Below are 22,625 nucleotides of genomic sequence, written 5' to 3'. Positions count from 1 at the left end.
TTAGGGTTATAATAGGGTGCCTCCTCATCTTCCTTGGTATTGATTTTATCGCCCATGTTCATGGCATTGCCAGTAGTGCCGTCGGGCCTGATAATGGCGTACCACAAATCGTACTTGCCTAAACCTCATGTGAAAAAACCTTACAAACAGAGCCGAAAAACTCGATATCTGCCGAAGTAGCCTTAAAAGAGGCGGCGGGTGTAGAGGGATTGGTAAACAGCTGCTACGAATCGTTGCAGAGCGTGAACTATTATGGAAGAAACTTCTTTGTGGTTCCGGAGGTATTGTCTGACAATATGCGTATTGTAAACTCTAACTCAAACCGCTTTGTTAAAGAATCAAACAATACCATTGGTTCGACCATCGACCTATGGTCTTTGGGCTATAGCATCATCAACCGTGCTAACGGTGCCATCAAATATGCGGATCTTGCTAACGGATTAACCGCATTGAGAAAGAAACAACTTACCGGTGAAGCTTTATTTATCCGTGCGTTGGTTTATTTCGATTTGGTAAAATCATACGGCTATAATCCTAAGCAAATCGTTTCTGGACGCAACTTAGGCGTTCCTATTGTGTTGAGCTTCGTTGAGAACTATCCAACAGATATTATTTATCCTAGCCGAAATACAGTAGACGAAGTGTATACCCAAGTGAAGAAAGACTTGGATGTGGCCATTACTTTGCTAGACAATACAGCTGCTCCGAAAAGAGCTAACTTGGCCGCCGCTTATGCATTGAGAGCTCGCGTAGCTTTGTTTAACGGCGATTGGCAAGATGCTGCTACTTTTGCTACATCGGCCTTGGGTGCAGGTGTGGGTACATTTGTTGATGCTGGCGCTGCCGCAACTCCAACTCAGAAATCCGACGCTTATAAAACCATCTGGACTTCGGCCAGCTCTCCAGAATCATTGTTTGAATTGAACTTTGAAGTAACCGAAAGCTTAGGTTCTGACGGATTGAGCTCTATCTACACCAGATCTAATCCAATTACTACTGCAGGCGCTGGTTACGGCGATGCCGCTCCTCAAGCCAACTTGGTGGCCGACTACGCTACAGGAGATGTGAGAAAAGATTTGTTGGTACAATTGGTTAAGGGTTCTGAAACTATTTTATGGAACCAAAAATACCCTGCTGCCAAAGGCCCTCAGATTGACAATATCAAGTTGTTGCGTGTAAGCGAGCTCTACTTGACCCGTGCTGAAGCCAACTTCAGAAACGGAACAGCTATTGGTGCTACGCCACAAGCAGATTTGGATAAAATCAGACTGAGAGCTGGTTTAGCTAGTATCCCGGTAACGCTTGATGCGATTTTGAAGGAAAGACGTGTAGAGCTAGCTTACGAAGGCCAAAGATGGTTTGATTTGTTGAGAACAGGATCTGCTGTAAATAAATCAACAACTACGCTTCCGGCAAATTCAACTCCAAACTCTACAATCGCTGCAACAGATTTTAGGTTGTTGGCCAGAATTCCGCTTACTGAAGTGCAAAATAACCCTAAAATCACACAAAACTTCGGATACTAACAATAAGATTATGAAAACAAAAATATATATATTGCTCATCGCATTAATCAGTGTGTCTTTCACGTCTTGTATGAAAAACAGGGACAACATTTATGAAGGACCTGATGTGGTAGAATTTGTGCCGCTTACCGCTTCTGTTAAAAAGGGAACGGTTGCCACGCCAGGCACCGCTACCGCAGTAGTACAATTGGTGGGTCATCAGCAAGCCGCGGCTACAGAAATCAACTATACGATTTCAGGTACCGGCGTACAAGGAACCGATTACACGCTTAGCGGTACCGCTGGCAAAGTTACCATTCCGGCAAATTCTAGTTCGGCCAATATCGTGATCACTGCAATTCCTGCCAATATCGCAACTGGCACAAGAACAGTGGTTTTAACGCTAACCGGCAATAGCCAAATCGGCGTAAGCCAGAACTATAAAACCTATACCTTAACAATTATCCAATAGCATATTGAAAGGTATTTAGTTAATTAATGAAAGCCCTTAACGTTATGTTAGGGGTTTTTTAATATCTTTAAGTTTAATATCAACCATGAAAAAATTGATCGGCAATAAATTTTGGATCGCTTTGTTAGCTTCTGGCCTGCTAGGTTCAGCTACGCTGAAAGCCCAACAGGTAAACCTTACCGACCTTAAAGGCGAAGTATTGAGGGCAATGGCCTATACCGAAGTAACCGGCTCGCCTTATTATATGGATGCCTGGACAAAAGGCATCATCAGGTTTAAAGACGGTAGAATCGTCAATGGGGCAGACCTTAAATACGATCAGGTTCAGGATCAATTGCTGTTCCTGAATTCAAAGGGCGAGGCCTTGGAGCTGACTGAACCTGTATTGGAGTTTAAATTGGGCTTTAAAGGAATTGACAATGCGAACGACAAATTGTTCAGGTTAGGATTTAAACCAACAGGAAAAAATACCGAAAAATCTTTTTATGAAATATTGTCTGATGGCAATGTTAAGTTTATTAAGAAGACCTTCAAAACCATTTTGGAAAATAAGGAATTTAACTCGGCCACCACGACCAAGAAAATAGTGGATAGAGACGTTTATTATGTAGTAAAGTCCGATAATTTGCCGGTACAGGTAAGCAAGAACGAAAAGTCGATTCTGGCTGCCATTGGCGACAAGAATGCCGAGCTTACGGCTTACATCAAGACCAATAAGCTTAATCTCAAAGAAGATAGCGATATACTCAAGCTATTCGAGTATTATTTCGAAATCAGCAAGTCAAAATCCTAATCAACAAAAATCCCCCGAAAATTTCCGGGGGATTTTTTTGTGCTTATCGCTTAGGGTGCCAATCGGCTGAGTTGCCATTTGCCATCAATCAGTTCATATTTCAGCCTGTCGTGCAGACGGCTCGAACGGCCTTGCCAAAATTCAATGGCCGTTGGCTTTACTACATAGCCGCCCCAATGTGCCGGTTTGGGTATGGTTTTATCTTCGTACATGGCCGTTAGTTCCTCAACTTTTGATTCGAGTATTTCCCGGTTGGCAATCACCTGGCTTTGGGGCGAGGCAATGGCGCCAATTTGGCTGCCTTGCGGGCGCGAGTGAAAATATTGCTCAGAATTTTCCTTATCCAATTTCTCTACCTTGCCCTCAATACGTACCTGACGCTCCAGTTCGGGCCAAAAGAAAACCAGACAGGCATAAGGGTTTTTCTTCAGCTCTTTGCCTTTTTGGCTCAGGTAATTGGTATAAAAGTTAAAGCCATTGTGGTCAAACCCCTTTAAAAGTACAATCCTCGCATTAGGTTTGCCGTTTTTGTCGGCTGTAGCCAAAGTCATGACATTGGGTTCGTAAAGCTGTGCCTCCAGGGCATCGCTAAACCATTTTTCGAATTGCTTGATCGGGTTTTTGCTGGCGTCGCTCTCATTCAGCTGGGCAGTGCGGTAATCCTGCCTCAGGTTTTGCAACATTTCTTTTGTAAGCTCCATGGCACAAAAATAGCCTTTAGTTTGTTCAATTTTTGCATCGGAAGATAATATGTGACGAAGATCATGGTTTTTACAGGATTTTGGTAAAATCATAATGGTTTCTTAAATTGACCAAATGTTAAGCAAAACAGCACCTTCGGCAGGAAAACTGTTGATTTCTGAACCTTTTTTGAACGACCCCAACTTTAAGCGCTCGGTGGTATTGCTGGCCGACCACGGAGAGGAGGGAACTCTTGGCTTTATCCTGAACCAGCCAAGCAACCTGATTTTAAAAGACCTGGTGCCAGATTTGTGGGAGGCCGATTATCCGGTATTTATCGGTGGACCTGTTGAGGTAGATACCATCCATTTTATACACCGGTGCTACGACAAAATGGCCAGCGGGGAAGAAATTGCGAAAGGCATATATTGGGGAGGGAATTTCGAAACACTCAAGATACTGGTCAACAGCAACAGCATACAGCCGCACGAAGTGAAATTCTTTTTAGGGTATTCGGGTTGGTCGCCTTTGCAGTTGGACGAAGAAATTGAACAAAATACCTGGATTGTTTCTGAAAAATACCATCGCGATGTGGTTTTTGCACATAATGAAGAAGAACTTTGGCGCGAAGTGATCATCAACCTTGGGCCTAAATATGCCCACATCAGCAATTTTCCAAGTGATCCAAGTTTAAACTAAATTTATTCTATAGTTTTAATTATTTAAAATAAAACGATAAATAATAATTGTTTTGTTTTAATCTATTTTTATATTTGTTTCGTATTTAAATGTTAATATGAAACTTTCTGAAAATAAAGTCATACAAGCCTTGGATGGCTTGGCCACTTTTGCGTTGATTCTCTATATTGTATTTTTTATCGTGCAGCTTTTTAATTCATCGCCAAAATCCAGTCGTGCCGTCAAGAGCTACAAGGTTTATCAGGTCAAGCTTGAAAGCAAACATAAAGAAACCGATTCTGAAGATTACCTAAAATCGTGGTTCAACGATCAGGTTGTTGTCCAAAACACGAACAGGGGGCTTGTACACCTGAGATTTGTGAGCTATGCCGAGTTATTTTCTTTTCCTTCCATTTTATTTCAGGTGTCGATTTTTGCGTATTGGTTACTGATAGGCGTGGCCATCTTTTTTGCCCAAAGGCTGTTCAGGTCATTTAGAAAAGATGAAGTGTTTACCCAACAAAATGCCTGGGCCATCATGGCATCGAGTTTGATTTTAATAAGCCTGCCCATTTCGCGATGGATTAGTCAGGAGTTTTTCTTGAATTGCATTAACGCGTTGCACCTCAACGATTCTAACTATACATTGAGCAACGGCGAGAATTTGCTGACGAGCGAAACCATTATTGGTTTGGTACTGATGGCTTTTTCCTGGGTTTTTAAAATTGGAGTCGACATGAAAAAAGAAAACGAATCATTTGCCTAATTATCGATCATGCCTATAATTATTAATCTTGACGTGATGTTGGCCAAAAGAAAAATGTCCTTAACCGAGCTGTCGGAAAAAGTAGGCCTAACCATTGTAAACCTCTCCATCTTAAAAACCGGAAAGGCAAAGGGAGTTAGATTCGATACTTTGGAGGCAATTTGCAGGGTGTTGGATTGTAAGCCAGGAGATATTATTGATATCGATTAATATTTATCCATAGATTCGGCGCTTTCTTCTACCTTTTTGCGCAGATCATCCTTGTAGGCCTGCATCTGTTGTGCTAAAGTTTCGTCGGCAGTGGATAGGATTTGAACAGCTAGCAATCCAGCATTTTTGGCAGCATTTAAGGCAACCGTTGCTACAGGTATGCCGTTGGGCATCTGCAGGATAGAAAGGATTGAATCCCAGCCATCAATAGAATTTGATGATTTTACGGGTACGCCAATTACTGGAAGCGTGGTAATAGAAGCTACCATGCCAGGCAGATGGGCTGCGCCGCCGGCACCGGCGATAATAACCTTGAGGCCTCTTTGCGCGGCTTCTTTGGCATAGGTAAACATGCGCTCAGGCGTGCGGTGTGCAGAAACCACGGTAATTTCGAAATCAACCCCAAAGTGCTTGCAGATGTCGGCGGCGTCTTGCATGACAGGCAGGTCCGATTTGCTGCCCATGATAATCCCTACTTTTACTGTGTTCATGTTTGTTCTGTTTTTCCTTTATACTTTAGTTTTCTTATTGTTTTGCGTTTGGATCAAAGTGTGTACGCTTTACGACACTACTTTTAACGTTTGCTGTACGTATCTTGCCTTTTCAATGGCATGTTCGCGGTTTTGGTCTATGACGGTAACATGGCCCATTTTACGGAATGGCTTAGTGTATTTTTTGCCATAAAGATGTACATATACGCCATCTATGGCCATAATTTTCTCCAAGCCATCGTATTTGGCTACGCCTTCGTGGCCCTTTTCGCCCAATAAGTTGATCATAACCGCATTGCTGATGGAGCGGGTATCGCCTAAAGGCAGATTAAAGATAGCCCTTAGGTGTTGCTCAAACTGCGAAACATAATTGCCTTCTATGGTTTGGTGCCCGCTGTTGTGCGGCCTTGGTGCCAATTCGTTTACCAAAATTTCGCCATCTTTGGTTACAAACATCTCTACTGCCAATATCCCTGTAATATTGAGAGCCGATGCAATATTGATGGCAATTTTCTCTGCTTTTTCCAGAATATTTTCTGGATAAGTGGATGGCGAAATCAGAAATTCGACCAAATTGGCTTCGGCATTAAATTCCATTTCTACCAGAGGAAAGGTTTTCATATCGCCGTTGGCATTTCTGGCCACGATTACCGCAATTTCCTTGTCAAAATCTACCAGTTCTTCAATCAATGACGGTGCTTCAAAAGCATTTTCCAAGTCGGCTTGGCTGTTGATTTTCATCACCCCCTTGCCGTCGTAACCGTCTCTGCGCTGCTTCAAAATGTAAGGAAAGCTAAAGTTGCTATTGCTCATTTCCTCCCGCGAATTAACCAGCTGAAAAGGAGCGGTAGGGATGTCGTTTTCCTTAAAAAACTGCTTTTGTACGCCTTTGTCCTGGATCAAACGGATAACCCGTGATTGCGGATAAACCAGTTTGCCTTCTTTCTCGAGCTGTTCAAGCGCATCGATGTTTACCTTTTCGATTTCAATGGTGATGACATCGGCTTTCTTGCCAAAATTGTAAACGGTGTCGAAGTCGGTAATAGAGCCACATTCAAACTTGTTTGCTATGTTTTTGCAGGGAGCATCGGCATCTGGGTCTAAAACCAAGGTTGCCAAATTGTAATTGATAGCTTCTTGTATCAGCATTCTACCTAACTGCCCGCCGCCCAATATTCCTAATTTCAGCTCGCTTATCTGTTTTGCCATTATCGAAATGTAAATTTATGCTTATTTTGCACAAAAATAACAATATTAACCAATTGATGGATGCAGATGCGATAATTATTGGCGCCGGTGCCTGCGGCTTGATGTGTGCGGTACAGGCTGGTTTTCTGGGCAAGAAAGTGTTATTGCTCGAAAAAAATAGTCAGCCAGGCGCCAAAATACTGATTTCGGGTGGGGGAAGATGCAATTTTACCAACCAGTGCACTACCGAAAACCAGTTTATTACGGCCAATCCGCATTTTCTCAAATCGGCATTTAGCCAATGGACGGTAGAAGATACTATTGGTTTTTTCGAAACCTATGGTATTGTTGGTCAGGAAAAAACTTTGGGCCAGCTTTTTCCCGATGGCAAAAAAGCCAAGGATGTTGTAGCGGTTTTTACATCGCTTTGCGCGGCCATGGAACAAGAAATCAGGTGCAATGCCGAGGTTAAATCCATTGAACAAACCGTTGATGGATTTAAAGTGAGCTATGTCAATGGCAATCAGCTCAAAAGCTGTACGGCTCCTAAAGTGGTAATGGCCAGTGGGGGATTGCCTATCCCGAAAATGGGTGCTACTGATTTTGCCCTGCGTTTTGCCAAAAACAACGGACTGGCCATCATCGAAACCGCACCGGCATTGGTACCCTTAACCATTACCGGCAAAGACGAGGATTGGTATGCGCAACTTTCGGGTAATTCGGTGTTTTGCGAAGTCAGCAACGACCGGATGGCCTTCGAAGAAAACATCTTGTTTACACATTGGGGATTAAGCGGGCCGGCTATTCTGCAGATTTCGAGCTACTGGCGACGGGGCGAAAGCCTCAATATCGATTTGTTGCCTCGCGAAGATATATTGGACTTGATTGAAGAAGAGCGGAAAAGCAATGGTAAAACCTTGCTTTCTACTTTGCTGAACCGTTTTTATGCCAAGAAATTTACCGATGCTCTAGGCAAGTTCCTGCCTTTGGGCAAGCCGGTGGCCGATTTGAGCAAGGGGGAAATGGAAAGCATCAAACAAACCATTCACCAGTTTAAGGTAAAACCCGCCGGCGATAAAGGCTATGACAAGGCCGAGGTGATGCGTGGTGGCATTGATACCAATGAACTTTCTTCTAAAACGCTCGAGTGCAAAAAAATACCAGGCCTTTATTTTGGTGGCGAATGCGTTGACATAACTGGCTGGCTGGGGGGCTATAACTTTCAGTGGGCCTGGGCCAGTGGCTTTGTGATTGCACAAAATATTTAAGGAAGTTTTTGTCTTGCTGTTTAAGGTTTAATAGGTTCTGGCTATACTTTTAATTGCACTCAGCAAACTCCTTAATCACTCGATTTCTGGTTTCCAACAAATCAATCATGTATTTTTTGAGCACCAGATTATTAAATATTTTCCCTAAAACCCCATAAGGCACACCATAGCAAAATACATCTTTCATAACGCATATACCATCTTTCTCTTCAAAAAAATGGTCATGCTTCATGTAGGTAAAAGCGCCTTTTAGCATGCAATCCTGAAAGTGGAAAGGGGCATTAAATTGGGTTATTTTAGAGCTTAGGGTTTGATAGATGCCGAAATGTTTTGCGCGCCAAGTTACCTCGTCGCCAAGCTCGCATAAGCCACCTGTTCTTCCTGCAACTGCCTTTTCATTGGTTTTTGCCGTAGATAATTGATGGATGTCAACGCTTCGCGCGCAATCGAATACTACCTGTAGAGGAGCATTGATCGAAGTGCTAAGTATAATTTCAGTAACTTTTTTCATTCAGTGCAAGATATAAAACAGCCACGGATCAACAGATCGGAAACAATCTGTTGATCCGTGGCTATATTTTAACTGCTCCAGAGAAAACCTGCCCACATCTTAGATTAGAATATTAATCGCAGTGTGGCACGGTAAAGGTCCAAGTGTCAGACGCTTTGTAAGGAATAGAAAACGCTACGCCTTTATCCAGTTCGAACCATAGTTTGGAGCGTACTTTTTCCCTGCTTCCGGTTTCGTTCATGGTCATGCTGTCGTACAAACGGCCGTTAACCATCACGTATTTTATTTTTTCAGAGTTCCTGATGTCGTCTAACGGATTGGAATCCATCACAATCAAATCGGCCAGTTTGCCTACTTCCAACGAACCTATTTCCTTGTTCATGCCCAAATAGGAAGCGCCGTTTAGTGTAGCGCAGCGAATAGCCTGCAATGGGCTCATGCCTCCCTGTACCAGCATCCACAGTTCCCAATGTGCACCCAAGCCTTGGATTTGGCCATGTGCCCCCAGGTTAACCTTGGTGCCGCCATCAGCAATTTGTTTCACCGCTTTCGATACTTCAATATGTCCGTAATCTCCGTATTCTGAAGTGGTCCTTCTTCTCGAGCGGGCATCGATAATGGCACGTGGTGTAAAATTAAGCAGTCTTTCGTTTTCCCAAACATTGGTTCTGTCGTACCAATAGTTTTCGCCCCATTGGCCACCATAAGCTACAATGAGCGTAGGGGTGTAGGCTACGTTGGTATTGTTCCAAAACGAAACTACGTCTTTATAAACCGGAGCTACCGGAATACTGTGTTCTATACCGGTATGGCCATCGCCTATCATGTTCATATTGGTAAAGAACGTAGAACCGCCCTCGGGTACCACTTCCATTTTTAACTGGCGCGCGGCTTCTAAAATCTGCTGACGTTGCTCTCTTCTAGGCTGGTTGTACGATTTTACCGAAAAAGAGCCAACGGCCTTCAGCCTTCTCAGGTGCGCCAAGGCATCGTCCAAACTGTTGATCACTACTTTGAAATCGCCTTCGGCACCATACAGGATCGAGCCTGTAGAATATAGGCGGGGACCAATCATGCGGCCGGCTTTTAGCATTTCACTTTGGCTAAAAACCATTTCGGTATTGCTTGATGGATCGTGCGAGGTGGTTACGCCAAAGGCCAGGTTGGCTAGGTAAGACCAGTCTTGTTGCGGACTAATACCATCGGGACTGGTGCGCAGGTGGGCATGCACATCGATCATTCCTGGCATAATGGTTTTGCCAGTTACATCAACCACTTTGGCATTGGCAGGCACATTTACATCGGCCATTTTGCCAATGGCTACAATTTTGTTGTTTTCGAGCAGGATGGTGCCTTCTTCAATCACTTCGTCGCCTTTCATGGTAATGATACGAGCACCTTTTAAAGCCAAACTTCCCGTTGGTATGTCGGTTTTCAACCTTAATCCAATTGAAATTCCGACGGTATCGAGCGCTGGCAGTGTTTGCGGTGCGCCTTCTACAAAAGTGAAAGCATTCTTGATTTCACGGCTGTAATATTGTTCGCCTAATGTCCAAAAAATCTTTTTGCTATCGGCACTCCAATGCAGGTAAGTGCCTGCATCTTTGGTTAGGCGGGTTAAAGGAATGGTTTTGTTGCTAGCCGATAGGTCTAAAGCCGACCCGGTAGTCACCATTGGCGTAATGTAGGCATTGAAAAGCTCTGTAAAGGCCATCCATTTGCCATCCGGACTTGGTGCAAACTGCGTTGCATATTGCGAGGTGTAATGTGTTCTTTCATTGCCACCATTCAAATCCATGCTTTTGAAGGCTTTTTTGCCGGCCTCGTAGCCTTGAAAATAAATCCGGCTATCGTCGCTGCTGAACATGGGTTTGATGCCGTTTTCGCTGATCAGGGTTTTGGGTCCGCCATTGGCCGACATGATAAAAATCCCGGTGTTCTTGCCATAAGTAAGCCCCAGGGTTTCGTTGCCCACGCCTTTTCTAAAAACAATTTTGTCGCCTTTGTTGGCGTAAGATGGCGAGTAATAATAGCCTTTCTCGTCGGTTAGGGAAACGGTTTTGCCTGTTTTGAGGTCGGTACGCTTAATGGCGCCCTTAAATTCGTCGCTCCAGGTGGTATAAATCACAAACTTGCCGTCGGGGCTAAATTCCGGTTCAAATTCGAAGTCGATGCCGTTGGTTAGTCGTTCTGGTGCACCATTTGGCAGTTCTTTTTTATACAGATAGCCAGCCGCATTGAATACCACCATTTTGCCATCGGGCGAAGTAGTGAGCTGCCGGATCATTTTTGAGGTAAATTCTGGCGAAAAAACCTGGTTTTCGAAGTGCAGCGATTCTTGTACGGTTTGGTTGCTGTTTACCTCGAACGGAATATCGCTTACGTATAAATTGCTCAGGTCTATCTGTTTGATTTTTCCTTTGGCATAAAAAACAAGGCGTTTTGCATCAGGGGTCCAGGCAAAGTTGGGGTAAACGCCAAAAATAGCCCAGGTTTCCTGCTGGTCGTGCGTTAAGTCTTCATATAAAGGCCATTCTTCGCCAGTTTTGATGTTTTGGATATAAAGCACCGACTTCAGTCGAACCCGTTTTACATAGGCCATCAGTTTGCCATCGGGCGATATCTGCGGACGTGCCGAGCCTCCCTGTTCGGCAATGAGGTTGCTGAGCTTGCCCGTGCTCATGTCCAGCTGCCTAATGGCATAAATCAAGCTGTTAGGGTCTTTGCTGTATTCAAAATTTGGTCCGGGCGATACATCTTCGCTAAAATAAAGATAGCGGCCATCGGGCGAAACATTGGGTTCTCCGGCGTCCTGCTGATCGTTCTTTCTTTTGGTGAGCTGAATACCATCGCCACCATAAATGCTGTACATCCACATTTCGCCAGCTCCTAGGGAGCGTGTTCCGGTAAAATGCTTGCGGGCAATGAGGTATTCGCTATTAGGCATCCAAGTGGCGTTGTTCAGCAACCTGAATGTTTCTTTGGTTAGCTGCTTTTTGTTGCTGCCATCACGATCCATGATCCAAATGTTATCGCCACCGCTTTTATCGCTGGTATACGAAATGTATTTGCCGTTAGGACTGAACCTTGGCTGTACATCCCAGGCAATGCCGCCACTCAACAACTTAGCGGGACCACCAGTAATGGGAATAGAGTAGATGTCGCCCAATAGGTCGAAAACAATTTCTTTGCCATCAGGACTTACATCCAGGTTCATCCAGGTGCCTTCGTTGGTATTGATACTGAAGCTTTTGGTTTGTCCCTTGTATTTTTCTACGTCCCATTTGGCCGTTTCTTTCTTATCTTGTGCTATTAATGAAGTTGTAGCGAAAAAGCAGCTTAAAAAGAGTAAGGATTTTCTCATCGGATCAGATTGCTAATAATTGAACGCGCAATTTAATAATATCAGTCCGTTTTTATAGTTTTGAAAACACCTTTTTATGATAGAAGCGGAGATATTAAAGAAATATTGGGGTTTTGATGCCTTTCGTCCACTCCAATACGAAATCATCCAATCAGTTTTAAACCAGCAAGATACCTTGGCCCTGTTGCCAACGGGTGGAGGCAAATCTATATGCTTTCAGGTACCAGCCATGGCCATGGAGGGAATATGCATCGTGGTTTCGCCCTTGGTGGCCCTGATGAAAGACCAGGTAGAAAACCTCAAGGCCAAGGGTATCCAGGCCATTGCCATTTATGCGGGCATGGGCAAACGCGAAATCGATATGCTGCTGGACAACTGCATTTTCGGACCGATTAAATTCCTCTATCTCTCGCCCGAGCGCCTGTTGTCGCAAATTGTTCGCGACCGCATTGCTTACATGAACGTAAACCTGATTGCCATAGACGAGGCACATTGTATTTCGCAATGGGGCTACGATTTTAGGCCTTCCTACATGCAATTGGCTAAGTTGCGCGAAATCCATCCTGATAAGCCCATACTGGCACTTACCGCCACTGCAACGCCTTTGGTAAGGGAAGACATTGTACAAAAACTGGAATTAAAAAATCCGCAGGTTTTTGTGAAGAGTTTTGCACGCAGCAACCTGAGTTATGTGGTTTTTGATGTTGACGACAAGCATAAAAAACTGTTGGAGATTATAAAGAATGTAAAAGGTTCGGGCTTGGTTTATGTGCGCAACCGCAGGGAAACCACCGAAGTTGCCCTTTTTTTGCAACGTAATGGCGTAACAGCCGATTTTTACCATGCAGGTGTAGAAAGAGACCTGCGCTTTAAAAAACAGGATGATTGGAAAAAGGGCCAAATCAGGGTGATGGTAGCTACCAATGCTTTTGGGATGGGGGTAGATAAGGCCAATGTGCGTTTTGTGGTGCATTTAGATCTGCCCGATAGTTTGGAAGCTTACTATCAGGAAGCTGGCCGGGCTGGTCGCGATGAGCAAAGAGCCTATGCCGTGTTGCTGGCCAATCAATCAGACCAGCTGATGTTAAAGGCCAAATATGCCGAATCTTACCCAACGGTAGCAGAAATCAAAAAAGTTTACCATTATTTGGGCAGCTATTACCAGTTGGCATTTGGGGCAGGCGAGGGGCTGAGCTTTGGCTTCGACGTGGCCGATTTTTGCCGTAAATTCAGCCTCAATGTGATCAATACCTTGGCGGCATTAAAGTTTTTGGAGCACGATGGCTATATTGCTGTTTCCGAAAACGTATACCTGCAGTCGCGTTTGATGTTTACGGCAAGCCATGAAGACGTTTATCGTTTCCAGATCGAAAATTCGGGTTACGATTCTTTTATCAAAACCATCCAGCGTTCGTACGGCGGTGCATTCGATAACTATGTGAAGATTAAGGAATCGGATTTGTCTAACCGTTTAAAAATATCTTTCAACGATGTAGTGAAGCACTTGGAGCGCCTGCAACAATTAGAAATTATATCGTATCTGCCGCAAACAGACCAGCCACAGCTGCAATTTATTTTGCCAAGGGCCGATCAGTACCACCTAACGGTTGATGTAAAGTATATTAAGCAACGCCAGCAGCTGCAAATGGAGCAAATTAATGCGGTGCTGGCCTATGCTATTACCCAAACCTGCCGAAGCCAGCAACTGTTGCATTACTTTGGCGAGACCAATGCCGAAAAATGTGGGTTTTGCGACATCTGCCTGGCCGAAAGGAAACGCGAAGAAGTGGCGCAACTGAACGACCAGATTGATTTTGAAATTGTTACGTTGCTGCAGGTCGAATCGTACAGCCTCGACGAGTTGGTGCAGGAAGTAAAAACGGGGACGCCCACAGCGCGCATAGACCGCATCAGGGAACTGCTCGATGCCGGCAAAATTAAGGGCGATGGCAGGAAGTATTACCTGTGAGGTGTTTACAGTTGGGTCAACTTATGGCTAACGAAGCATTGACCTGATGAACAAATAATATTTTTTATTACTTTTAGCGCTAATTATGCAAGCAAAAAACGATAAGAAAGTTATCCGCTCTTGGGCCTTTTTCGATTGGGCCAACTCTGCTTATAACTTGGTCATTACCTCTACCATTTTCCCGGCCTATTACACGGTGATCACTTCCGATAAAAATAACGACACGATAGATTATGTCACATTTTTCGGAAAACGGTTTGTAAACTCTGCCCTGTACAGCTATGCCATGGCTTTTGCCTTTCTGGTCATCGCGATCCTTTCGCCAATTCTTTCTTCTATCGCCGATACCCGGGGCAACAAGAAAATATTTATGCAACTGTTTACCTACTTGGGAGGCTTGGCTTGTTGTGGCTTGTTCTTCTTCGAAATCAACAAGGAAACCGGTGTCAATACGCTCAATTTTAGCGTAATCATGTTTGTGCTGGCGGCCATTGGCTTTTGGGGCAGTTTGGTGTTTTACAATTCCTATTTGCCAGAAATTGCGTCGGTTGACCAGCAGGACAGCGTAAGTGCCAAAGGTTTTACCTATGGCTATATCGGCAGTATCATTTTACAGGTTATTTGTTTCGTTTTTGTTTTCAAGCCGGGCTGGTTTGGTATCGTTGATGCTTCTATTCCGGCACGGCTGTCGTTTTTAATGGTGGGAATCTGGTGGATGCTCTTTGCACAGATTCCATTTAGCAAATTGCCAAAGGGAAGCCCGAATTTTAAAGCAGAGAAACAGAATGTAATGACCAGTGGCTTTAAAGAATTGAAAAAAGTATGGGGTCAGGTAAAACAGATGGCCTATTTAAAGCGCTTTTTGTTTTCATTCTTTTTTTATTCGATGGGCGTGCAGACCGTAATGCTGGTAGCCACCATTTTTGGCGAAAAAGAACTCCACCTGCCCACCTCAAAGCTCATTGCCACCATCTTGATCCTGCAATTGGTTGCCATTCCGGGTGCCATGCTCATGTCGTATCTCTCTACCAGGAAATTTGGCAACGTCAATGTATTGATTGGCGTGGTAGTTATCTGGATCGGCTCGTGCATAGCGGCCTATTTTATCCATACCGAAATCCAGTTCTACGCATTGGCAGCGGTTATTGGATTGATCATGGGTGGCATACAATCGCTCTCGCGTTCTACCTACTCTAAATTCCTGCCCCAAGAGAGCCCTGATCATACTTCTTTTTTCAGTTTTTACGATGTAACCGAAAAGGTGGCCTTGGTATTCGGCATGTTCAGTTTTGGCTATATTGAAGAGGCAAGCGGCAGCATGAGAAATTCTGTTATCGCTTTAACCGTATTTTTTATTTTAGGATTGCTATTTTTGCTTTCCTTAAAAAGAGTAGAACCGAAATCTGTAGCTGCAGTTGAGTAGGGAATTTGTCACATCAACTACCTAAATGAAGATAGAGCTATTTGTACCGTGTTTTGTTGATCAATTATATCCCGAAACTGCCTTTAATACCGTTAAAATATTAGAAAAAGCCGGCTGTGAAGTATCCTACAATACCAAGCAGACCTGCTGTGGCCAACCCGCCTATAATGCCGGCTATTGGGAGCAGGCCAAAGAAATCGGCAATAAGTTTTTGAACGATTTTTCCGAAACCAATTACATCGTGGCGCCATCGGCCTCCTGTGTAGGCATGGTTAAGAACGGCTTTAACGACTTGTTTACCAATACCATGGTGCACAACAAATGCCGCAACATGCAGTCGAATATTTTCGAGCTGTCTGATTTTCTGATTAATGTGCTTAAACGCGATTATTTTGGAGCCGAACTGGAAGGCAGGGCCGTTTACCACGATTCGTGCAGCGGCCTGCGCGAGTGCAAGATCAAAGCAGAGCCAAGACAGCTTTTGGCTAAAGTCCATGGCCTCGAAATGCTCGAAATGAAAGATACCGACATGTGCTGTGGCTTTGGTGGTACCTTTGCTGTTAAGTTCGATGCCATTTCGTCGGCTATGGCCGAGCAAAAGGTAAACAATGCGCTCGAAATGGAAGCCGACTACATCATTTCTACCGACCTGTCGTGCCTGATGCACCTGGATGGCTATATCCAGAAAAACAACATTTCACTAAAAACGATGCACATTGCCGATGTACTGGCCAATGGCTGGCTGGATTATTAGTTTAATGGTGCTGTCGGACACTGCGCTGCGTCTTTCGCAACGATAGATTCTCAAATCCTTTGGTCTTTAGGCTTCGGACTTGTAACAGAGATGTTTTAAAGAAATTAACTTTTTTTAACACTATTTGTCTAAAAACAACGATAAATTTGTAGTATAAATAAGAGCAAAAAATATATTAAATGAAAAAGATTCTGATTGCCTTTGTTGGCTTGTTTACCCTTGCTTTAACAGCTCAGGCACAAAAAAAATCTGGTGCGATACAGTTTGAAACCACTTTAGATCCTGCGGCTATGGCTTCGGCCAATGGCATCCAATTAAGTGAGGAAATGAAGGCGCGTATGCCCAAAGCAGTAAAAACCAATTTCGAACTGCTGTTTACGGCAACCAATGCCAGCTATATGCCTGTTGAAGATACCGAAGACAGCAACGGTGGCGGAGGCGGTGGTGGCATGGGCCGTATGATGATGCGTTTTGGTGGCGCCGGTGGCGCAAGAGAATACTATTACACTTTTGCCGATCAAAAACTGACCGAAGTTTTCGATTTGCAGGATACAACCTACGCCATGCCTAGCAAACTAACTGTAGCTTTGGGCAACCAAAACTTTAACATGGGCAACAGGCAAAACAATAATGCCAATGGTACAGCTAGCAGTAGCGCCGTACAGTTTTTGCCGGTTCCTCCAACGCAGGAAATCGTTAAAAGCGACGAAACCAAAAAGATTTTGGGCTTCAACTGCAACAAGGTTATCGTAAAAACAATCCGTAAAGCTAAAGTGCTCGACGTAGAAAGAGACATTGTTGACGAAACCGCTCTATGGTATACCAACGAGCTTGGTTTTAATTTCTCGCCAAACCCTAATTTATGGACAGAAGGTGCGGTACTAGCCATCGAAAATAAAGGCAACAGCACCTTGGCCAAAAGCATTGAATACAGAGGCGTAAGCAATAAGGATGTTACGGCTCCTAAAAAAGCATTGCCGATTACTGCCGAACAGTATAAGGCAAAAATGGAAGCCATGATGAAAAGGTTTAGCGGTGGTCAAGGCCGTCAAGGCGGCGCGGCACCAGCTGGGCAAGTTAGAAACATCGTAATTAACTAGACTTTACTTCCTATATAAATAGTTTTGAGCCTCCGGATTTTTCCGGAGGCTTTTTTCAAGTATCTTTAATGTTCTCCATGAAATTTAACCTTTACAAATCACTAGTATTTCTTTTTTTCTTTGGTTTTTCCATAGTTTTTATTGCTTGTAAAAAGGGCAAGGAAGAGCCTGAACAACCTATAAAACCAAATCCAGAAGTGCCAACTGGACCAGCTCCTGTTATTTTGTCTTTGTCTTCAACTACAGGAAGCTATGGTGATTATCTTTCAATAGAGGGAGCTAATTTCTCAGCTATTGCCAGCGAAAATATTGTAAAAATAAACAACAAAGGAGTTTATGTTCATCTCGCAAATCCCAACACTATTGTTTTTGCTGTGCCAAAGGGAGTGGGAAGTGGCCCCTTAACGGTAACGGTAAATGGCAAAACTGCTACTTATCCAAACTTTACTTATGTAAAGGGCCTCTTGGTTTCCAGATTTATTGGTGATGGTAACGTAGGTTATCTAGATGGAAAAGGATTAGACACCAGATTGGGGGTTTCTAATTATACTCAATTGATAGTAGACCAAGATGATAACATCTATTCTAATGATGTAGCCTATTTGATTAGGAAAACTACTCCAGATGCTACGATTACAACTCTTGCCGGAAAGCTTGACGATTTAGCTCCAGTAGATGGGCCTATTTCTACTGCCCGTTTTGGGATAATAAAGAGTTTTGCGATTGATAAACAAAAAAACATCTATCTCACCGAAGAAAATATGCTTGGAAATTCAATCAGAAAAATATCTTCGAATGGAATAGTGTCTACCTTGATAAAAAATGATTCAAGAAGGCCATCATCGATTGTCATAGGTACAAATAACAATCCCTATGTTCTTTTAGATGGCAATTTAATAATAAAGTTAGATCCTTCGGGCACCTTGTTGGGCACATATGGGCCTTTTAATCTTCCTGATGGTGCAGGATTTAAGATGTTAGTAGATAGCAAAGACAATCTTTATTTCTTTGGTAATACTTGTACGGCTCTTTATAAGGTTACGCTTGCGGGAAATGTAAGTGTTTTAGCTGGGAAGAAAGGGGAATACAAAAACACAGATGGAATAGGCACTGATGCAAAGTTTAATTATGCAAACGATTTTATAATAGATAAAGACGATAACATCTATGTGCTCCAGCATAGCCAACAAGATTTACTTCGCAAAGTATCGCCAGACGGTAATGTGGTAACGCTTTATAAAAGACCCCAATCAGCGGTAATTTATACTTGGCCAATGGATGATATGGCAAGGCCTCTGTCTTCATATCGTGTTCCAACAGGGCGTTTAGCAAGAGACTCAAAAGGCAATTTTTATATATGGGATAATGAAAATTTTTGGGCGCTAAAATGCCAGGAAGAACTTTGATATAGAAAGCCTCCGGATTTTTCCGGAGGCTTTTTTGTTTTAGGGAACCCATCAATTATTTTACGTGCAAAAAAGCTTGCTAATGCCTCTTTTTTTTGAAGCTAGGGGACAAATGGTTATTATTGGGTGCACATTTACCCATGAAACCTAATGACTAGCTTAAACAACCCGCCCGAACTCTTAAAAACAAAACAACATTTTCAGATTTTAGACGGCCTAAGGGGAATAGCCGCCGTAGCAGTGGTGATTTTTCACTTTATGGAGATTGCCATTACCGATTACAGCCAGAATTTTATCGGCCACGGCTATCTCGCTGTCGATTTCTTCTTCTGCCTTTCCGGCTTCGTTATCGCCTATGCCTATGACAACCGGGCCGAACAACTGGGCTTTAAGCAATTTTTTAAACTGAGGCTCATCCGTTTGCATCCTTTGGTTGTTATAGGTTCGATATTGGGCTTGCTGACCTTTCTTTTCGATCCTTTTAGCGATTTGTTTGGTGTTTATGGATTGAGCAAAACTATATTGTTATTTTTAGCTTCTGCTTTTCTCATTCCTTATCCGATTGTGAAGGAGCGCTATTTCAACTTGTTTAACCTCAATGCACCAGCTTGGTCGCTTTTTTGGGAATATATTGCCAATATCCTCTATATTTTTGTGCTGTATAGGCTAAAGAACAAATCATTGATGGTACTTACGGTTTTGGCAGCGGCGGTAATCTGTTACGTAGCCAGCAAATCGGGAAATATAGCCGGAGGTTGGGGCGGACCAAATTTTGCCGATGGCGGTGCTAGGGTTTTCTTTTCCTTTTTAATGGGGATGCTCATTTACAGGTGCAACTGGATAATCAAAAACAAATTGGGCTTTGTAAGCATCGGCTTGATGCTGGTGCTCAGTTTCCTGTTCCCTTATTCCGACAAGTACAATTGGGTAGTAGAGCCTGTTATCGTGCTTTTGTACTTTCCGTTGCTGGTGTCGTTGGGCGCCGGAGCAACTTTGGCCGATCGTTTCAAAAAAATCTGCAGGTTTTCTGGAGAGATTTCCTACCCGCTTTACATGACGCATTACCCTTTTGTATGGATATTTTTAACCTACGTGGCGGCAGTAAAGCCCAGCATGTCGCTATTGTCGGTGGTAATTCCGGTTTCGGTGGTTCTTTTAATCGTAATTGCCTACTTGATCATGGTTTATATAGACGAGCCGTTGCGCAATTATTTCAAGAAAAGAATGGTCAATGCCCAAAGCCATAGCCGCATCCAGCGGACTGAACGATAGGGCTGCAACCGAATTTATTTCAGATAACCAAGTAATTTTCCTATTTTTGCAGTTGAGATGAAAATCACGTAGTAAGTGATTGATAGAACAATTTTTTTAACTTTTAAATCATAGTTGTAGATGATTAACATTACTTTACCTGACGGCTCTGTCCGTCAGTATGAGCAGGGTACAACTGCCCATCAAATCGCCTTATCTATTTCAGAAGGCCTCGCCAGAAACGTTTTAGCTGCAGAAGTGAACGGAGAAGTTTGGGACTCCTCGAGACCCATCGAAACCGATTCTAGCGTGAAATTGCTCACTTGGAACGATACTGCCGGCAAATCTACTTTTTGGCACTCATCTGCCCACTTAATGGCCGAAGCCTTGGAAGCGCTTTATCCGGGAACCAAATTTGGTATCGGCCCGGCTATCGAAACCGGTTTTTATTACGATGTAGATTTTGGCGACCGCGATTTTTCTTCGGATAATTTCAAGGAAATCGAAGCTAAAATGCTCGAATTAGCCAAGCAAAAAGAGGTTTTTGAAAGAAAGAGCGTGAGCAAAGCCGATGCGATTGAATACTTTACCGAAAAAGGCGACGAGTACAAGCTCGACTTGATCGATGGCTTGGAAGACGGAAAAATCACTTTCTATACCCAAGGCCATTTTACCGATTTGTGCCGTGGACCACATATCCCGAATACTGGTTTTATCAAGGCGGTTAAGCTGATGAATGTGGCCGGCGCTTACTGGCGTGGCGACGAAAACAAAAAACAGTTGACCCGTATTTATGGCGTAACTTTTCCAAAGGCCAGCGAGTTGACCGACTATCTTCATATGATTGAAGAAGCGAAGAAAAGAGACCACCGCAAGTTGGGCAAAGAACTCGAATTGTTTACTTTTTCTGAAAAAGTAGGCATGGGTTTGCCCATGTGGCTGCCTAAAGGCACTGCCTTGCGCGAGCGATTGGTTAATTTCTTGGCCAAAGCCCAGGCTAAACATGGTTACGAACAAGTGGTAACACCGCATATTGGCCATAAAAACCTTTATGTAACTTCTGGCCACTATGAGAAATATGGCAAAGACAGTTTCCAGCCGATTAAAACGCCACAAGAAGGAGAGGAGTTCTTCTTAAAACCTATGAATTGTCCGCACCATTGCGAACTCTATAAATTCAAGCCTCGCTCGTACAAAGACCTTCCGGTTCGTTTTGCCGAGTTCGGTACCGTATATCGTTACGAGCAAAGCGGCGAGTTGCATGGCTTGACCCGTGTACGTGGCTTTACCCAAGACGATGCACACTTGTTCTGCAGGCCGGATCAGGTAAAGGAAGAGTTTATGAAGGTAATTGATTTGGTGCTGCACGTATTCAAATCATTAGGCTTTAGCGATTATGTTGCGCAGATTTCGCTACGCGATCCAGAGAACAAAACCAAATACATCGGCTCTGACGAGAATTGGAAATTAGCCGAGGCCGCGATTGTGGAAGCCGCTGCAGAAAAAGGCCTGCCAACCGTTGTAGAATTGGGCGAAGCCGCTTTCTATGGCCCTAAACTCGATTTCATGGTGAAGGACGCCCTTGGCCGTAAATGGCAATTGGGTACGATCCAGGTTGATTACAATTTGCCAGAGCGTTTCGAGCTGGAATATACTGGCAGCGACAACATGAAACACCGTCCGGTTATGATCCACCGTGCGCCATTTGGTTCACTCGAACGTTTCGTAGCCGTACTCATCGAGCACTGCGCAGGAAACTTCCCATTATGGCTTTCTCCTGAACAATATATTATTCTTCCGATCTCAGAAAAGTATGAAGAATATGCAAAAAAAGTTTCAGATGAATTAAATAATTCCGATATTCGCGGGCTGATAGACTTTCGAGATGAGAAAATCGGAAGGAAAATCAGAGATGCTGAAGTTAAAAAGTTGCCTTATATGCTGATAATCGGCGAAAAAGAGCTGGCGGAAGGAAAGGTTTCGGTACGCAAGCACGGCGAGGGAGATTTGGGCGAAATGACTTTGGCAGAATTTAGCGCATTAATAATTAAAGAAATAACAGTTTAAAGAACAGACATTTGGCATTAGGTAGACCAGGATTTAATAGGGGACCACGTCCTCCTTTTAAGAAAAAAGAAGCAGAACACAATATCAATGAGCACATTAGGGCTCAAGAAGTTAGGCTGGCTGGAGATAATGTGGAGCCAGGGATTTATCCCCTGTCAAAAGCATTAGCATTAGCCGATGAGCTAGAGCTTGATTTGGTAGAGATTTCTCCTAATGCAGTTCCTCCTGTTTGTCGTATCATCGACTATAGCAAGTTCATTTACGAGCAAAAGAAAAAACAGAAGGAAATCAAGGCCAATGCCAAACAAACCGTTATTAAAGAAATTCGTTTCGGACCGAATACCAACGACCACGATTTTCAATTTAAGCTAAAGCACGCCATCGGCTTTTTAGAAAATGGCGAAAAAGTAAGGGCTTACGTACACTTTAAAGGCAGGGCCATTGTTTACAAAGAACAAGGCGAGATTTTATTGTTGAAGTTCGCACAGGCTTTAGAAGAAGTGGGTAAGGTAGAATTGTTGCCTAAATTAGAAGGAAAGCGTATGTTTTTAACATTAGCGCCTAAAGTAGCAAAGAAGTAATAAATTATATAAATTAAAACAGGGTTATGCCAAAAATGAAGACCAATTCCAGTGCCAAAAAGCGTTTCTCCTGTCTCTTATACACATCTAAAAAGGGGGGGGGGGGGGGGGGGGGGGGGGGGGGGGGGGGGGGGGGGGGGGGGGGGG

Annotated in this window: 20 protein-coding genes and 1 pseudogene; 16 read left to right on the top strand and 5 right to left on the bottom strand. The window is 43.6% G+C overall.

From position 1 onward, the window contains the following. Window positions 1–161: 161 nt before the first annotated feature. The 4 genes and pseudogenes from JHD69_RS21310 to JHD69_RS15230 all read left to right on the top strand — a co-directional run. Window positions 162–746 (top strand): annotated as a pseudogene (locus tag JHD69_RS21310) (RagB/SusD family nutrient uptake outer membrane protein); the annotation flags it as partial. A gap of 69 nt (window positions 747–815) precedes the next feature. Continuing rightward, on the top strand, window positions 816–1,526 hold the full coding sequence (locus JHD69_RS21305; RefSeq protein WP_370583500.1) for a RagB/SusD family nutrient uptake outer membrane protein: 711 nt from the start codon (window positions 816–818) through the stop codon (window positions 1,524–1,526). A 10-nt stretch (window positions 1,527–1,536) separates the two neighbouring features. Then, window positions 1,537–1,977, top strand: coding sequence for a hypothetical protein (locus tag JHD69_RS15235; protein WP_199141201.1), 441 nt, complete (start codon window positions 1,537–1,539; stop codon window positions 1,975–1,977). 85 nt (window positions 1,978–2,062) lie between these two features. Then, complete coding sequence (locus JHD69_RS15230; RefSeq protein WP_199141200.1) at window positions 2,063–2,770, top strand: hypothetical protein; 708 nt, start codon at window positions 2,063–2,065, stop codon at window positions 2,768–2,770. 50 nt (window positions 2,771–2,820) lie between these two features. On the opposite strand, the gene pdxH is transcribed toward JHD69_RS15230, so the two are convergent. Continuing rightward, entirely contained in the window at window positions 2,821–3,471 is a 651-nt protein-coding gene (gene pdxH / locus JHD69_RS15225) for a pyridoxamine 5'-phosphate oxidase (RefSeq protein WP_199141199.1), read from the bottom strand. A 115-nt stretch (window positions 3,472–3,586) separates the two neighbouring features. On the opposite strand from pdxH, the gene JHD69_RS15220 reads away from it, so the two are divergent. From JHD69_RS15220 to JHD69_RS15210, 3 genes are all read left to right on the top strand, one after another. After that, window positions 3,587–4,150: a YqgE/AlgH family protein gene (locus tag JHD69_RS15220; protein ID WP_199141198.1), complete on the top strand. Its 564-nt coding sequence runs from the start codon at window positions 3,587–3,589 to the stop codon at window positions 4,148–4,150. 97 nt (window positions 4,151–4,247) lie between these two features. Further along, window positions 4,248–4,895, top strand: a complete 648-nt coding sequence (locus JHD69_RS15215) for a DUF2975 domain-containing protein (RefSeq protein WP_199141197.1) — start codon at window positions 4,248–4,250, stop codon at window positions 4,893–4,895. Window positions 4,896–4,904: 9 nt separating this feature from the next. Continuing rightward, on the top strand, window positions 4,905–5,105 hold the full coding sequence (locus JHD69_RS15210; protein ID WP_199141196.1) for a helix-turn-helix domain-containing protein: 201 nt from the start codon (window positions 4,905–4,907) through the stop codon (window positions 5,103–5,105). Here the strand turns inward: JHD69_RS15210 and purE are convergent. Both purE and JHD69_RS15200 read right to left on the bottom strand, forming a co-directional pair. Then, on the bottom strand, window positions 5,102–5,596 hold the full coding sequence (gene purE / locus JHD69_RS15205; protein WP_199141195.1) for a 5-(carboxyamino)imidazole ribonucleotide mutase: 495 nt from the start codon (window positions 5,594–5,596) through the stop codon (window positions 5,102–5,104). The two genes, JHD69_RS15210 and purE, sit on opposite strands and share 4 nt — an antisense overlap. Before the next feature lie 69 nt (window positions 5,597–5,665). Then, window positions 5,666–6,805 carry a 5-(carboxyamino)imidazole ribonucleotide synthase gene (locus JHD69_RS15200; protein ID WP_199141194.1) on the bottom strand — a complete coding sequence of 380 codons (1,140 nt, stop codon included), beginning with the start codon at window positions 6,803–6,805 and terminating at the stop codon, window positions 5,666–5,668. Between the two features lie 17 nt (window positions 6,806–6,822). Here JHD69_RS15200 and JHD69_RS15195 point away from each other — a divergent pair, with 17 nt between their 5' ends. Next, a complete protein-coding gene (locus JHD69_RS15195; protein ID WP_233165946.1) occupies window positions 6,823–8,052 on the top strand; it encodes an NAD(P)/FAD-dependent oxidoreductase in 1,230 nt (409 codons plus the stop codon). A 49-nt stretch (window positions 8,053–8,101) separates the two neighbouring features. Here the strand turns inward: JHD69_RS15195 and JHD69_RS15190 are convergent, their stop codons facing one another. Together JHD69_RS15190 and JHD69_RS15185 are read right to left on the bottom strand one after the other, a co-directional pair. Continuing rightward, entirely contained in the window at window positions 8,102–8,563 is a 462-nt protein-coding gene (locus tag JHD69_RS15190) for an SRPBCC family protein (RefSeq protein ID WP_199141193.1), read from the bottom strand. Window positions 8,564–8,675: 112 nt separating this feature from the next. Then, the gene (locus JHD69_RS15185; protein ID WP_199141192.1) at window positions 8,676–11,927 is read right to left on the bottom strand and encodes an amidohydrolase family protein; all 3,252 of its coding nucleotides are present in this window, start codon (window positions 11,925–11,927) and stop codon (window positions 8,676–8,678) included. A gap of 76 nt (window positions 11,928–12,003) precedes the next feature. On the opposite strand from JHD69_RS15185, the gene JHD69_RS15180 reads away from it, so the two are divergent. The 8 genes from JHD69_RS15180 to infC all read left to right on the top strand — a co-directional run bounded on the left by JHD69_RS15180 (window position 12,004) and on the right by infC (window position 22,478). Further along, window positions 12,004–13,896, top strand: coding sequence for a RecQ family ATP-dependent DNA helicase (locus JHD69_RS15180; RefSeq protein ID WP_199141191.1), 1,893 nt, complete (start codon window positions 12,004–12,006; stop codon window positions 13,894–13,896). 85 nt (window positions 13,897–13,981) lie between these two features. Further along, the gene (locus JHD69_RS15175) at window positions 13,982–15,319 is read left to right on the top strand and encodes an MFS transporter (RefSeq protein ID WP_199141190.1); all 1,338 of its coding nucleotides are present in this window, start codon (window positions 13,982–13,984) and stop codon (window positions 15,317–15,319) included. Window positions 15,320–15,344: 25 nt separating this feature from the next. Then, complete coding sequence (locus tag JHD69_RS15170) at window positions 15,345–16,073, top strand: (Fe-S)-binding protein (protein WP_199141189.1); 729 nt, start codon at window positions 15,345–15,347, stop codon at window positions 16,071–16,073. Between the two features lie 179 nt (window positions 16,074–16,252). Next, on the top strand, window positions 16,253–17,173 hold the full coding sequence (locus JHD69_RS15165; RefSeq protein ID WP_199141188.1) for a hypothetical protein: 921 nt from the start codon (window positions 16,253–16,255) through the stop codon (window positions 17,171–17,173). A gap of 77 nt (window positions 17,174–17,250) precedes the next feature. Then, window positions 17,251–18,579, top strand: a complete 1,329-nt coding sequence (locus tag JHD69_RS15160; RefSeq protein ID WP_199141187.1) for an IPT/TIG domain-containing protein — start codon at window positions 17,251–17,253, stop codon at window positions 18,577–18,579. A gap of 150 nt (window positions 18,580–18,729) precedes the next feature. Further along, window positions 18,730–19,851, top strand: coding sequence for an acyltransferase family protein (locus tag JHD69_RS15155; RefSeq protein WP_199141186.1), 1,122 nt, complete (start codon window positions 18,730–18,732; stop codon window positions 19,849–19,851). A 120-nt stretch (window positions 19,852–19,971) separates the two neighbouring features. Next, a complete protein-coding gene (gene thrS / locus JHD69_RS15150; RefSeq protein WP_199141185.1) occupies window positions 19,972–21,897 on the top strand; it encodes a threonine--tRNA ligase in 1,926 nt (641 codons plus the stop codon). Between the two features lie 11 nt (window positions 21,898–21,908). Then, entirely contained in the window at window positions 21,909–22,478 is a 570-nt protein-coding gene (gene infC, locus JHD69_RS15145) for a translation initiation factor IF-3 (RefSeq protein ID WP_199141184.1), read from the top strand. Window positions 22,479–22,625 lie beyond the last annotated feature (147 nt).

It is taken from the genome of Pedobacter sp. ASV12, assembly GCF_016429155.1.
GTDB lineage: Bacteria > Bacteroidota > Bacteroidia > Sphingobacteriales > Sphingobacteriaceae > Pedobacter.
The sequence above is the reverse complement of the archived record's forward strand: the minus strand, read 5'-3'. Positions and strand labels throughout refer to the sequence as shown.

Bases quoted from the DNA above. Each gene is read 5' to 3' on its own strand.
- JHD69_RS15235 (WP_199141201.1), top strand. From the start codon at position 1,537: ATGAAAACAAAAATATATATATTGCTCATCGCATTAATCAGTGTGTCT.
- JHD69_RS15230 (WP_199141200.1), top strand. From the start codon at position 2,063: ATGAAAAAATTGATCGGCAATAAATTTTGGATCGCTTTGTTAGCTTCT.
- pdxH (WP_199141199.1), bottom strand. From the start codon at position 3,471: ATGGAGCTTACAAAAGAAATGTTGCAAAACCTGAGGCAGGATTACCGC.
- JHD69_RS15220 (WP_199141198.1), top strand. From the start codon at position 3,587: ATGTTAAGCAAAACAGCACCTTCGGCAGGAAAACTGTTGATTTCTGAA.
- JHD69_RS15215 (WP_199141197.1), top strand. From the start codon at position 4,248: ATGAAACTTTCTGAAAATAAAGTCATACAAGCCTTGGATGGCTTGGCC.
- JHD69_RS15210 (WP_199141196.1), top strand. From the start codon at position 4,905: ATGCCTATAATTATTAATCTTGACGTGATGTTGGCCAAAAGAAAAATG.
- purE (WP_199141195.1), bottom strand. From the start codon at position 5,596: ATGAACACAGTAAAAGTAGGGATTATCATGGGCAGCAAATCGGACCTG.
- JHD69_RS15200 (WP_199141194.1), bottom strand. From the start codon at position 6,805: ATGGCAAAACAGATAAGCGAGCTGAAATTAGGAATATTGGGCGGCGGG.
- JHD69_RS15195 (WP_233165946.1), top strand. From the start codon at position 6,823: ATGCTTATTTTGCACAAAAATAACAATATTAACCAATTGATGGATGCA.
- JHD69_RS15190 (WP_199141193.1), bottom strand. From the start codon at position 8,563: ATGAAAAAAGTTACTGAAATTATACTTAGCACTTCGATCAATGCTCCT.
- JHD69_RS15185 (WP_199141192.1), bottom strand. From the start codon at position 11,927: ATGAGAAAATCCTTACTCTTTTTAAGCTGCTTTTTCGCTACAACTTCA.
- JHD69_RS15180 (WP_199141191.1), top strand. From the start codon at position 12,004: ATGATAGAAGCGGAGATATTAAAGAAATATTGGGGTTTTGATGCCTTT.
- JHD69_RS15175 (WP_199141190.1), top strand. From the start codon at position 13,982: ATGCAAGCAAAAAACGATAAGAAAGTTATCCGCTCTTGGGCCTTTTTC.
- JHD69_RS15170 (WP_199141189.1), top strand. From the start codon at position 15,345: ATGAAGATAGAGCTATTTGTACCGTGTTTTGTTGATCAATTATATCCC.
- JHD69_RS15165 (WP_199141188.1), top strand. From the start codon at position 16,253: ATGAAAAAGATTCTGATTGCCTTTGTTGGCTTGTTTACCCTTGCTTTA.
- JHD69_RS15160 (WP_199141187.1), top strand. From the start codon at position 17,251: ATGAAATTTAACCTTTACAAATCACTAGTATTTCTTTTTTTCTTTGGT.
- JHD69_RS15155 (WP_199141186.1), top strand. From the start codon at position 18,730: ATGACTAGCTTAAACAACCCGCCCGAACTCTTAAAAACAAAACAACAT.
- thrS (WP_199141185.1), top strand. From the start codon at position 19,972: ATGATTAACATTACTTTACCTGACGGCTCTGTCCGTCAGTATGAGCAG.